Annotated in this window: 13 protein-coding genes and 1 pseudogene; 4 read left to right on the top strand and 10 right to left on the bottom strand. The window is 41.0% G+C overall.

Features of this window, described 5'->3' with window-relative positions; genetic code table 11:
* Nucleotides 1-67 precede the first annotated feature (67 nt).
* The 3 genes from RM049_RS10380 to RM049_RS10370 form a co-directional block, all read right to left on the bottom strand.
* Nucleotides 68-562: a bleomycin hydrolase gene (locus tag RM049_RS10380; protein WP_322697648.1), complete on the bottom strand. Its 495-nt coding sequence runs from the start codon at nt 560-562 to the stop codon at nt 68-70.
* 78 nt (nt 563-640) lie between these two features.
* Nucleotides 641-1,198: a bleomycin hydrolase gene (locus RM049_RS10375; RefSeq protein ID WP_322672021.1), complete on the bottom strand. Its 558-nt coding sequence runs from the start codon at nt 1,196-1,198 to the stop codon at nt 641-643.
* 278 nt (nt 1,199-1,476) lie between these two features.
* On the bottom strand, nt 1,477-1,647 hold the full coding sequence (locus RM049_RS10370; protein ID WP_242060871.1) for an NblA/ycf18 family protein: 171 nt from the start codon (nt 1,645-1,647) through the stop codon (nt 1,477-1,479).
* A 302-nt stretch (nt 1,648-1,949) separates the two neighbouring features.
* Between RM049_RS10370 and RM049_RS10365 the strand changes: the two genes are divergently transcribed.
* The 3 genes from RM049_RS10365 (at nt 1,950) to RM049_RS10355 (ending at nt 4,383) form a co-directional block, all read left to right on the top strand.
* Nucleotides 1,950-2,555, top strand: a complete 606-nt coding sequence (locus RM049_RS10365) for a phycobiliprotein lyase (RefSeq protein WP_409882169.1) — start codon at nt 1,950-1,952, stop codon at nt 2,553-2,555.
* Nucleotides 2,556-3,098, top strand: coding sequence for a hypothetical protein (locus RM049_RS10360; RefSeq protein ID WP_322704095.1), 543 nt, complete (start codon nt 2,556-2,558; stop codon nt 3,096-3,098).
* A 517-nt stretch (nt 3,099-3,615) separates the two neighbouring features.
* A complete protein-coding gene (locus RM049_RS10355) occupies nt 3,616-4,383 on the top strand; it encodes a phycobilisome rod-core linker polypeptide (protein WP_322672019.1) in 768 nt (255 codons plus the stop codon).
* A gap of 182 nt (nt 4,384-4,565) precedes the next feature.
* On the opposite strand, the gene RM049_RS10350 is transcribed toward RM049_RS10355, so the two are convergent.
* The 5 genes and pseudogenes from RM049_RS10350 to RM049_RS10330 all read right to left on the bottom strand — a co-directional run bounded on the left by RM049_RS10350 (nt 4,566) and on the right by RM049_RS10330 (nt 9,028).
* Nucleotides 4,566-5,483 carry an RluA family pseudouridine synthase gene (locus tag RM049_RS10350; RefSeq protein WP_322704145.1) on the bottom strand — a complete coding sequence of 306 codons (918 nt, stop codon included), beginning with the start codon at nt 5,481-5,483 and terminating at the stop codon, nt 4,566-4,568.
* Between the two features lie 241 nt (nt 5,484-5,724).
* Nucleotides 5,725-6,075 (bottom strand): DUF952 domain-containing protein, encoded by a 351-nt coding sequence (locus RM049_RS10345; RefSeq protein WP_322704144.1) that lies wholly within the window; start codon nt 6,073-6,075, stop codon nt 5,725-5,727.
* Between the two features lie 120 nt (nt 6,076-6,195).
* A pseudogene (locus tag RM049_RS10340) lies at nt 6,196-6,765 on the bottom strand (HAD family hydrolase); the annotation flags it as partial.
* A 92-nt stretch (nt 6,766-6,857) separates the two neighbouring features.
* Nucleotides 6,858-8,372, bottom strand: a complete 1,515-nt coding sequence (locus RM049_RS10335) for a thioredoxin-like domain-containing protein (RefSeq protein WP_322704094.1) — start codon at nt 8,370-8,372, stop codon at nt 6,858-6,860.
* Nucleotides 8,373-8,410: 38 nt separating this feature from the next.
* Complete coding sequence (locus RM049_RS10330) at nt 8,411-9,028, bottom strand: Uma2 family endonuclease (protein WP_322684922.1); 618 nt, start codon at nt 9,026-9,028, stop codon at nt 8,411-8,413.
* Between the two features lie 206 nt (nt 9,029-9,234).
* Between RM049_RS10330 and glsA the strand changes: the two genes are divergently transcribed.
* Nucleotides 9,235-10,149, top strand: coding sequence for a glutaminase A (gene glsA, locus RM049_RS10325; RefSeq protein WP_322704093.1), 915 nt, complete (start codon nt 9,235-9,237; stop codon nt 10,147-10,149).
* Nucleotides 10,150-10,512: 363 nt separating this feature from the next.
* Here the strand turns inward: glsA and RM049_RS10320 are convergent, their stop codons facing one another.
* Both RM049_RS10320 and RM049_RS10315 read right to left on the bottom strand, forming a co-directional pair.
* Nucleotides 10,513-12,090, bottom strand: a complete 1,578-nt coding sequence (locus tag RM049_RS10320; protein ID WP_322704092.1) for a hypothetical protein — start codon at nt 12,088-12,090, stop codon at nt 10,513-10,515.
* Nucleotides 12,038-12,175, bottom strand: a complete 138-nt coding sequence (locus tag RM049_RS10315) for a hypothetical protein (protein WP_322704091.1) — start codon at nt 12,173-12,175, stop codon at nt 12,038-12,040. Before RM049_RS10315 ends, RM049_RS10320 begins: the two co-directional genes overlap by 53 nt.
* Nucleotides 12,176-12,624 lie beyond the last annotated feature (449 nt).

The following is a 12,624-nucleotide window of genomic DNA, read 5'->3' as shown; positions in this document are numbered from 1 at the left end:
ACAGACTGAGAGTCCCTAAGTTTTAGAGTATGACGATCGCTCGTCTACGTCTAGTCAATCCCTATGACTATGAAAGGGAGTTGATTACGTAGTCGAGGAGATTGCGGAACTCAACCAACGCTTGAGGAGACAAGTCGCGAGGAGCGCAAGCGCGATCGCGAGTGTAAGTCATTGCGGTAACATAAGGAGCGGTAGGCAGATTCAAAGAGCGATAAACTTCGCGAGCACCTGCAATACCCCACTCATCCAGAGGGCCAGTACCGCCCACAACTAAGCTGTAGTTGATCAAGCGTAGGTAGTGCTTGATGTCGCGGAGGCACTTGTCTTTTTTAACTTGAGTGTCGCCAGCTTCACCATCTTGGCTCAGGTAAGGATATTTTTTGAAGGCAGCATCATAACCTTCTTTAGCTACAGCATCGATACCAGAAGCTAGCTTTTCAGCAGCTTCTAAACGAGCATTAGCACGTTGAATACTACCTTGAACGGATTCTAGATCGGAGGTGGTTGGAAAACGACCTGCTGCATCAGCAGATCCAATAACTGTAGTGATAACTGATTTCATTGCTTTTTATACTCCAGATTAGATTTGATCGAGTTTTAATTTCAGTTTGCTTGGCTAATAGCCTTTAACCATGAGCGATTAGCTCAGAGCAGAAATAACGCGATCGAAGTAGCTAGCAGCTTCAGCAGCTAGAGCAGAGCAGTCGCCTTGAACAACTTCTTGTTTGCGGAATCTTTTGCCAGCGTTAGCTTCAGTGTTGGTGTTGGTGATGTGAGCAACGCTGATCGCTTTCAGGATTTGGAAAGCCCGTACAGAAGATCCAGTGGGTACGCCCAAAGCTGTGTAAGTTTCTTTCAAACCGTTCAAAGCGCGATCGTCTAATACGGAAGAATCACCAGCCAACAATGCATAAGTTACATAGCGCAGAACGATTTCAGCATCGCGCAAGCAAGCAGCCATCCGACGAGTGGGGTACAAGTTACCACCAGATTGAATCAAACCTGTGTTTTCACAAGCAATCCCAGCAATGGCATCAGAAACCGCACAGCTAGCGTTGCTGGCGATCGCATTCACTGCATCAAGGCGCTTGTTGCCTTCAGCGATGAAAGACTTAAGGGCTGCTAAGTCAGCACCACCGATAGGAGCGGTTTTAGCATCAGCTGAAATTACAGCTCTGGAAAAAGCATCAAGAACCATGAGTTCTCCTTAATATTCACAAATGGCGGATATTATTTCTGGCGTGTTTTCAAGCAGGTTAACTGCGAGTAGCCAAACAAAAACATAGGGGATCGATAGTGCCCTAGTCTTTACTATGAGAGAGAAAGTAATAATCTGTAATATTTACCTGGAATTTGCTTTCCCGATCGAGAAATCAAGTTTTAGCCGAAATTGAGCAAAAAAATTAAGACTTACGCATTTTGATGGAACTCTCCCATTGCGTAAGTCTTAAGGAAAAAATTTTGTTTTTTATTCGATCAAGCTTGTTTTAACAAATGTTTGACCAAATTATCTTTCACCATCATCTGCCGTAAAACTTCTAGTAAAAATTCTTGAGCCTCTTGTTGACTCAAATTTTTTACCTGATCTTTCAAATTTTGTAAGCGAAACTGTTGCTCTAAAGTTAATTCGACTGGAAAGTCCATCATTCACTCCTGTGATTGATTGAATCGAAAAGTATTTGTTGTTAGTGGAAGACGATCGCTTTCTACTAGTTTAGCACTTGGATATTAAAATGTCTACATTGTCAAGCTATAAGAAATCAGACTCATAAAAGTTTACAATTACATGACAACATATTTGTCCCTCCCTTTCTAGGGTGTTTATTGAAGCTGACCACTAATCGCTGTAATGTTTAGAATGTTTATATACCAACTACTCTAAAAACAAAGACCTCGTAAAACATCATCCGCAGGAGTAATAAGTAGGAGTCAGAAGATTGATAGACGCAATGGAATTTTTTCAGCTAAGTGCTGGTAAGTGGCGATCGCAACGTGCAACTCATCATCTGGCGTTCAAACGCTCAGAGATAGGAGAATCGGATATACAGGTAGAAACTCTCGATGCTAATCATCCCGAAATCATAGAATTGTGCCGCTATCATGAGATTGACCCCAGCCTTTGTGTCGGTGGTTCGCGTGTGCGTTGGCTAGGGACAATGGCCTGGGATCGAGAGGATGAGGAGAATCATCAGGGGAAAACCATATTTGCGATCGTGCCTGATGGCGATAATCCAAGGCAAGGCAAATTACTCCGTGAAAGAGGTTATGCGGAAATAGTGCCTGTAGTTGGTCTTTTTCACATGGATGATGAAGATGGACTAGTGTTGACAACCGAATATGAAACAATGAGTTCCATTGAGCGATTCTGGTTCGCCAGCCCAAATATGCGACTAAGAACCAGTACAGTCAAAAGGTTTGGTGGCTTTAGCACCGCATCGTTTTGTAGCGAAAGCCGCATTGATTCTGTTGAGGCTTCTAGCTCAGAAGAAGTAACACAAAGACAAGGAGCGGATATTTTGGAAAAAAGACAGTTTTATTCAGTTTTGGGCTGGTGAATGATTCTTAAGCAGAGCGATGCTTTTACTCGTGGGCAAGATTATCTGCGTCTGGTACAAGGATTTGCCTTAGAAGCGGATATGGTGAATGTGTTTGATAACCTGCGCGATCGCATTCCCATTTGCACTTGGATCGGTGAGAATATTAACGCTGTGAACGCTCAGATCAACACCTATCTAGAAGTTTGTCATCAGTGTTTTCATCCCCAAGAGCGTCGCCACATCCAAATTTTTGCAGTCCCCATAGCTCAATCTTTTGGCATAGATGGGCTGTGCAACATTCTCACAAACCCAATCACTATTCTGGTAGATGTTGGTCGAGTTGCACCTAAAGACTGGTTTGGTGTAGTCGTCCATGAATACGCCCATGCCCATCTAGGAGAGTTTGGTCACAACGAGCAGTTTGCTAGCATCCTATCTCATCTATGCTTAGGGCTGGGATTGGAACCACCCTACTGGGAGGCAGGAATGGAAGCAACTTTGCGTAGCTGGCCTTACTGTAAATCAACCATAGATCCCTTGGAATTTTGGATAGGTCGCTGAGTCGCCGAGGGAGGCAGGGGGACAGGGGAGATGAGGGGACAAGGGGACAAGGGGACAAGGGGATAAGGGGACAAGGGGATAAGGGGACAAGGGGACAAGGGGACAAGGGGACAAGGGGATAAGCAAAACTCTTAACTCTTAACTCCTAACTCAGCACTCCTAACGCCCAATGCCCCATGCCCAATGCCCAATCTCCTATATCCTATTAATTTCTTTTGCTAAATGTTAAAAATTATTGCTTCAGTTCAAAAAGGTGAAACTGAATCTCCTAATCTAAAATATGTGAATAAAATTTTTTAGTCATTTACGTAGTCATTAAGCTGGAAGTCTGATTACCTATTTTTCTTGATTAGCTATGGGTTGAATCCAGCAAACTAATCATTTATACTACGAATACTTAAATTTCCCTTAGTTAAGTTTCGTGAAATTTTATCAGAATCTGAAGTTCTGATACAACTACTCCCTTAATATGTGATTAAAAGTTGTTAACTTTAATTAAGAACATGGAGGCTTTAGAGTGCCACTTCCTCTGTTAGAATATAGCCCTTCAAGTCAAAACCAGCGTGTAGCTGCGTATGAAGTACCTGGTGATGAACAACCCAGGATTTTCACTACTGACAATATACTTTCTCCGTCAGATTTAGGCGATCTGATAGAAGCAGCATATCGTCAAATTTTCTTTTACGCCTTTGCTGCCGATCGCGAAACATATTTAGAGTCTCAACTCCGTAATGGACAAATTACAGTACGGGACTTTATTCGTGGGTTGGTGCTTTCCAATACCTTTAAGAAAAGCTTCTACGACCTCAACAATAACTATCGTTTTGTTGAGCAAGTAATTCAGCGGGTTCTAGGACGCGATCCATACAACGAGCGGGAAAAAATCGCCTGGTCAATTGTAGTCGCTACCAAGGGTATTGTAGGCTTTATTGATGAAGTGCTCAATACTGAAGAGTACCTGAGCAATTTTGGATACTCCACAGTGCCTTATCAGCGCCGTCGGATACTCCCATCCCAATCTGAGGGTGAGTTGCCATTCAACATCAAATCTCCGCGATACGAAGATTATCACCGTGCCAAACTGGGTTTCCCCCAAATCATTTGGCAAGTCGAAGTACGCAGATTCCTTCCACAAGAGCAAAAGCCCAAGGCTGGCGATCCAGCTTTATTCTTGGGTTTAGCACAAAGTATCAATGCAACTGGCAATGCTCCACAACGGATCTCGCCATACAATATTGATATCGAAAAGTCTGTACCTTATCGGCAACTGTCAGGAATTAAATAACGATTTTTACTCGGTGGCTGGCTAGTACATCCATTCGATCGCTTTATAGCGTGCATAAGTCTTGGGTTATGTAGGAGTTTTATTTAGATATAACTAAGTGAAACAGACTCTATTCCATGTCTTATGCACGCTAGTTGTTAATGGGGATTGGGGATTGGGGATTGGGGATTGGGCATTGGGCGTTAAAGTGTAGTTCGTCTTTTTAGCATCTCTAAAAGTTTTGTGAAGTGGGCGGGAGGAGTCGCTGTCACCTCAATCAACTCCTCAGATAAGGGATGCTGCAACTTGAGTCGCCAAGCGTGTAGTGCTTGACCAGGTAAATTTACACCCACTGAATGGCCAGAACTATAAACTGGATCGCCGACAATAGGATGACCGATTTTGCTGCTGTGGACGCGAATTTGATGGGTGCGTCCAGTTTCTAATTGAAAGTGAATTAAGGTGAAGTTACCAAGGCGTTCTAATATTTTCCAGTGAGTGACGGCGACTCGTCCGCCTTGTTCGACAGGCATAACAGCCATTTTTTTGCGGTCTTGGGGATGGCGACCAATGGGCAAGTCGATAGTGCCACTTTCAGTTTTTGGCGCACCGTAAACTATGCCCAAGTATTCTCGTCGTGCAGTTTTTGCTTTCAGTTGTGCTTGTAGATGATGATGGGCAATATCTGTTTTAGCGATCGCGATCGCACCCGTAGTATCCTTATCCAATCGATGGACAATTCCTGGACGTTGGACTCCGCCAATTCCTGGTAAATTGGGACAGTGAGCCAATAGGGCATTTACTAAAGTACCATCTGGATGGCCGGGTGCAGGATGGACAACTAAACCTGCGGGTTTATTGAGAATAAGTAATTGGTCGTCTTCGTAAAGGATATCTAAGGGGATATCTTCGGCTTGTAGTTCTAAAGGTTGCGCTTCTGGTATTTCCAGAGTGATGCGATCGCCTACCTTGACATTGATCTTCTTGGATGTGCAAACTCGATCGTTAAGTTGGACATTACCCTGTTCGATTAACTGTTGGATGCGGGAACGGGATAAGTCTGGTAATTCTTGGGAAAGGTAACGGTCAAGGCGATCGCCTTTGGTGTTGACGCAGTGGATCGTACTCTTAAGGGGAAGCAAGCTAGGTATAGCATCCTCATGTGGAGTTGACAAGCGATCGCCCTTGCCGTTGGCAAAGCGATCGCTATTTTCTTGGATTTGTAAATTAAATTCGGTCACAATTGCTCTAGATTATTAATTCCCCTTCTTTAAGTAAAGCGCGGAATGCTTTAAATGGCTTCTCGTCTTTCTTCTTCTGCATCCTTGCTGTTCGCGTAGGTGTCGCAGACAAGCTAATTCGTTATTCTAAATTTATAACTTCTTGCGGCAAATCAAATAAACCATCTTCCCCAGCTTCAAAATCAATTACCTGATACACAGCATCAATATTTAATTCACCATAAATATGAGGAAACAATTCGCCAACTTCAGCTTCTTCATAACGAATTTCAGCTTGGACTTTATCAGAATCAATAAAAAGTAGTACCAATTCTTTTTGATTATAAAAAAATCTTTTTGCAACCTTGAGTATTTGCGTGGACTTTGAACAATGTATAAAACCTTCACTGTCTAAAGAATCAGCGCGATATCTATTGATATTTTTTGCTTGTTCCCATTGTTGGCGTTTGGTAATGTGGAGAATAGTGTTCATAGAAAATTTAGGAATTACTGCATGTTGTAATATTTTCAGGAAATCTTCTAAATTTGTAAAGTCTTTAATTACTTTGCTAGCACCTATATTTTTTAATTTAGTATCAGCTATTCCAATAAAAGCAATATTCAACTGATAGGCTGCTTTGACATCCCAAACACCATCACCTACAAAAACAACTTTATGAAATTTTTCAACTTGATAAACATTCTTCGCTTTGATAATAGCTGTCTTAATAATATCTTCTCGTGAAAGTGCATCATTAGCTGAAGCCAATGGAATACTTTCTATTTGTAAATTAGCTTTTTGAAGTTTTAATTTGGCAGATTCACACCAACCACCAGTTGCGATCGCAACACACCAATCAGGGTCTAGCTGTAATTTAGCTAATACATTTGCAGCACCAGGAATTTCGCTGAATAAATCTTGCTTGTTAATAAACGCTTCCTGGAGTAGGCTAACAAAACGTGTTTTGAGTCTAACTATCTCTTCATCTGAAGGAAGACGTTCTAATTTTTCTTTGAAAATTTGTTGGGTAATTCCAGAATCCGTCGTGTATGCGTATTCAGCCCAATTCGTATTTATACCAAAAATACCAAACTCCAATGTAAAGGCTTGTACAAAACAATTTTCATCAATTTTGTTGGTATTTGTTAGTGTACCATCAATATCAAAAACGACTAATTTCATACGAGCGATCGCTAAATATTATTCTTTAAAATTTCATACTCAGACGACGAAATACAAATTTTTGATTTCTGCCTTTAAGGAAGATAATTCTTCTATAAATTAGGCGGAATACAAATATCCGGTGCGCATAAACCAGGAAATTGCAGCGTTGTCACCTCAAAAGTATTCAAATCTACGCTACGAATAGCATGATTATTGGTATCAGCAATATATAGATATGAATTTATAGCACTCAATCCCGAAGGTTCAAAAAAGCGAGTGTTCTTACCTTGACCATCTTGTAAACCAGCAGAACCATCTCCCAAAACTGTTTGACAATTCCCATTAGGGCTAACTAATTTAATTTTATGGTTATAAGTATCTGCCACCCACAAAAAATTCTGAACATATTCCACTCCTAAACAGTGTTGTAAACGGACATCTTCACCTTGTCCATCTATATCGCCAAAACCAAATAAACCCCCACTACCGCAAACAGTTCTTACTTGATACGGTTCGACAATTTCCACACTACGAATTGAACTAACTTCACTGTCAGCAATATATAATTCTTGCCCATTATTAGTAATACCACTAGGTTGAGCAAAAGCAGATTCAGTAAGTGAACCATCAATACACGCTTCTGCACCAGTACCAGCATAAGTTTTAATGATGCCAGTTTCTAAGTCCATTTGCCAAATTTGATGCGGCCCAGCCATTGCAATAAATAAAGTATTTCCTACTTTCACTAAATCCCAAGGAGAATTTAGTGCGGTTTCTAAACCAGCACCGCCATGAGGATGAATATTACGGCTTTGTTCGCCAGTTCCCGCAATAGTTTCAACGATTTGGTGCTTGAAATCAACTCGCCGCAGCGCATGATTTTCTGTATCAGCAACATAAAGAATCTGATTTTCGGCATCATAAACCATTCCTTGCGGTGCAAAAAATTGCGCTTCGCTAAACGAACCATCAGTTAAGCCAGATTTTCCAGTACCAATTAAATGTAGAATTTCTCCGTCGAAACTACTCATAACTAGGCGGTGATGTCCAGAATCAGCAATGAATAAACCCATTTGAGTAGCTAGAACTTTCCCAGGAAAAGCTAAAGGTGTGATTAATGGTTGGCGCTGTTTTTCTAAAGTTAAGCTGATTTCTTGGAAATTAATTGTGCCTTTGTCTTGGTGTTGCTGAATTAACTTTTGAATCAACTCATCTAAAGTGTCACGATTTCCTTCACCAGAAATCTGGGCGATCGCGTAACCTTCTGGATCGATAATTATTAACGTAGGCCAAGCACGCACAGCATACTCTTCCCAAATCCGAAAACCTCTGTCAACTACAACTGGATGTTCGATGTCGTAGCGCAGGATAGCTTGGCGAATATTTTCTGTTTCCTTTTCGTTGTCAAATTTGGCAGAATGTACGCCAATAACGGTAAGACTATCTTTATATTTTTGTTCTAAATATTTCAGGTTTGGCAAAATATGCAGACAATTGATACAGCAGTATGTCCAAAAGTCTAAAATTATGACTCTACCTTTAAGTTGTTTAAGAGATAAGGGTTTATCGGTGTTGAGCCAAGAGTAATTTTGGGGTAATTCTGGCGCTCTGACACGAGGAATCATCTTTATTGCCTACTCTGATAATTTAGTAAAATCAATATTTATTGACCAGCATTAAAAACTTGTTCTGCCGTCAACTCTAACTCAGAGAAAGTAGGAGATATTATTTGATCGCTACCCCGAAACTGACTGACTTGGTATTCTCCATCAATTAGTTGATAAACTGAAATAGTGGGTTGTTTAGGATTACCAATAAATTTCCTAGCTCCTAAAGCGGCATAATCAACAATCCAATATTCAGGAATACCCATCTCTTCATAATCGGCAAGTTTCAGATAATAATCATCACGCCAATTAGTACTGACAACCTCAATTACTAAAGGAATTGATGTACCCTTAGTCACAATAGAAGATTTTTCCCAAAGAGGTTCATCAACCAAAGCCACATCATTTAATATTAATACATCAGGGAAATAACCTGATTCTCTCTCCGGTGGTTTTACAATTGCTTGATTGGGGATAAAGTAGGCGAGATTTAATCGTCTAAACTCTAAAGTCAATTCAGCAGATGAAAATCCTTTTATCCTTTCATGTTTCCCAGTTGGCTGTGCCATTTCGACAATTTCCCCATTATGTAGTTCGTAGCTTACCCCAGAGTTTTCGGGATACCAGGTGATAAATTCGTCAAAGGGAACTATTTTAGGTAAGGTTTTGGTCATAATAATTGATTACTGTAGGTTGTGTTTTTATTCTAGAGTGCTGTACCTTCCTTGGTTTCTTCCTTCCAATTTGATGAAATAAGCCGATAAAAAATAATCATATATTACCGCGTGCTGCTACTAGAGGCTTAGACAAACGTACGTACAATTATAAGAAATCACTGTTACTTGCTATTTAATAAATGAACTTTTAGAAAATTTATACTTTGAAAGGACTTGACAAACTAACTATTACGGACTTATGCGCCTGGGTTCAACTAGCTAAAATTCAGGCTGAACACGGAAAAGTTATTGATCGCATTCCGCAATTAGCTTTAGCTAATCCTGGTTGGTTTGCAGTTCATATCTGCTGTGAATCTGGACACACCATCAGCTTTGGGGATACAGCTTGTGTGTTCCCGCTAATGAGTGTGATTAAGACATTTTCTCTACTTTATCTGCTAGAACATCTTGGAGCAGAAACTGTTTTTGGCTGGGTTGGGGTGGAACCATCAGATGCACCCTTCAATTCTTTAGAACAATTAATTAGCGATCGCGCCCATCCCCGCAACCCGATGATTAATAGTGGGGCAATTACCCTGTCTGAGAAGTTACCAGGACAGAACGCTAATCAACGCACTCTTTTATTCTGTCAATGGCTTAACCAATTAGCAGGTTGCCAACTAAGTTTAGATGAAGAAATGCTGGCTTCAGTGCGATTAACCCGTTCAACAGCCAATGAAGCGATCGCTAATTATCTCGCCGAAGCTGGTCATCTCGAAAATATTGAAACAGCACTTGACACATACGAGCAAATATGCTGTATTTCTGGGCAAGTTGAAGATTTAGCCTTGTTAGGAAAACTGCTAGCTTGTGAAAATAGCTATTTATCAGCACAAAACCGCCGGATTGTCAATGCTGTGATGTTAACTTGTGGACTTTATGAAGCTTCTGCCGAGTTTGCAGTCAGAATTGGTTTACCAATGAAATCAGGAATTGGTGGTGGGCTTGTAGCAATAGTACCAGGTGAGGGAGCGATCGCTTGTTATAGTCCAGCTTTGGATAAAGTAGGAAATCCGGTAGCGGGTCTTGCTTTTGTTGAGGCTTTAGCACAAGAGTTGCAGCTGAGTATTTTTGGCTAAATCCTGTTTTTGAATAGGCAGAGAAATGATAAATTCTTGTCAGCACTTCGACAGGATGGGTAATGGTTCGACTCGTCAAAAAAGCTTGGTATATTTTTGAGAACCACCCTTTTCGGCTCAATTGTACGACGGCGATATCACCGAAAACTGATGGAAAATTTGCATCTGGAGTCTAGAAAGCCAGATTAATCCTAAGTAAAATAAGAGTCAATACTTACTTAGAATTCCCAGTTATTCAGTAAAAGCAAAAATTTTGAAATTTTCTAACACATCTTGCTGAGTCCGATGACGCAGAAGAAAAGTGATTTATTTCACTTCTCTGCTGCCTCTACCAGCCTTCAAGGTATAACTAAATCCTGTTTTTTATGGCTGTTGCACTTGTTTTTCGGGTAATTCAGCAGAAGGTGTTGGCGTTACCTCTGCCTGTGGTTCTAGTGTTGGCGTAATAATTTCGGGTGCTGGAGACTCAATAATCTCTGGCAGCGTTGGTGGCAAACTAGGAGATGGGGCAATTGTTACTTGGGGAGTAGGTGTTTTGGTCGTTCGACGGTTGAAAAATCCACCAAATCTAGATTTTGTTGGCTGAGGCGTAACTTTTTCGGGTAACGGTGTTGATTCAGGAGTTGGTATTACCTCCGGCTGTGGTTCTGGTGTTGGCGTAATAATTTCTGGTGTCGGAGACTCAATAATCTCTGGCAGTGTGGGTGGCAAACTAGGAGATGGTGCAACTGGTGCTTCTGGGGTAGGAACTTTACCAGCCCCACGGTTAAAAAATCCACCAAATCTAGGTTTTGTTGGCTGAGGCGTTACTTTTTCAGGTAACGGTGTTGATTCGGGAGTTGGTATTACCTCTGGCTGTGGTTCTGGTGCTGGAGACTCAATAATTTCTGGTGGTGTTGGGGACAAGCTGGGAGTTGGTGTAGCTGTGGGAACTTCTAATTTTGGTTGTTCTGGCTGTATTTTGGATTGTTCTGGAATTTCAGTTTCCGGAAGCGGCTGTTTTTCTACCTTAGGCTGTGTTGGGGGTGTTTTTTCTACAGAAGGTGTGGGTGTGGGTTTAGGTGCAAGTTTATAATTCGGGTCTACAATAGGGCGCACCTCATCTGCTGTGAGTTCTCCTCTGACAATTCTCGACAAAGTGTCTTTACCCTTTGGCTGGTAGTCAATCAATCTAACTGTAGTATTAAAAGCATTTTTGACAGCATTTCCCTGATTATCGAGAAATTCTAGTTTTACCCAGTTTTTCCCTGGACGGAAGCCTTTAAGATAAACTGCCTGCCAGCGATCGAAAATAAAGCTTTCACCATTAATAGTGGAGCGGATGCGCCAATCACTGAACTCGTCGTTGGGGTTTTCCTTACCAACAAGGTGCAGAGGAGCGTTAGTTAGGTAAAAGTCCAGTAAGATTGGTTCTGCCCCGTAGCTACTTTGAGGACGACTATAAGTTAGCAGGGGTAATTTAGGATCTGGGGTGTTGTCGTCGGTTTTAGTGAAGACGTGAAATGTTGTTTGGGCATAAGCGCCTTCATTCTTAAAGCTTTCATGCCAGGGACGAGAGGCAAAGACACGCAAGGTATGACTACCTGGAGACAAGTCTGGCAAAACTAAGGGCTGATTCAGGTCGTAAACAGGTATATAAGGTTGATTATCCAGAATTACGTGTAAATGTGGCCCCAATTGTAATTGTGGGTCTTTAAATATCGGTAGATCCTTAACCTGAAAACTGGCTGTAACTTTATTGTCTTGAAGAACTTCATCAAATTTTGGAGTAACAATTGTTACTTGTGGCTGATAAACTTCCAAAGTTGGACGCAGTTCTTGAATAACAGATGGAGGGGAAACTTCCGAAAATTGCTTTGAAATTTGAGAAATCTTGGGGGAGTTTTCTTTATAACCAGTAGATACTTCCTGGCTGTCGGCTTTCTCGCCGCAACTGGTCAAGCTTAATACCAGCACTATTATCATTACCCACCTGAGAATCGGAAACCTCTGAGGGAGGAGCTTCTCTAACACCCTTTTCTGCCACGAGTTCATGCGTTGCACCCAGTGATAGTCTTCAACAATTGACAGATTATTTTGGCTCAAACTGTCCATCTGGAACTATAGCCCAAAAGGTGAAATCTACCTCACATCCCATAAGTTTTCCTTTGTATCTCATGAAATTTTAAAATAAGTCATATTCTCTACAACGTTTTACTTGCAAAAATTGAAATATGACATAAATGTTCATGAGTAATCGCAGTAAAAGTTGGGACATCGGTTACATACAGTCAAATCATAAATTTTACGAATTGTTATTGTTTGTAAATTAAATAGCTAAACTATTGACTTTTGGACAAAAAGTTTGAAGTTAAAAGCCAGTTAAGGCATGAATTTCAGCAATATTTGAGCAAGTTTGAATTATTGTTAAAATATCTCTAACAATGTACAAGTGAAGACTTTATAATTCAACGAGAAACAACAATCCACATAGGT

The sequence above is a fragment of the Nostoc sp. DedQUE04 genome (assembly GCF_034530995.1).
Lineage (GTDB): Bacteria > Cyanobacteriota > Cyanobacteriia > Cyanobacteriales > Nostocaceae > Nostoc.
This window is presented reverse-complemented; position numbering and strand designations above follow the sequence as displayed.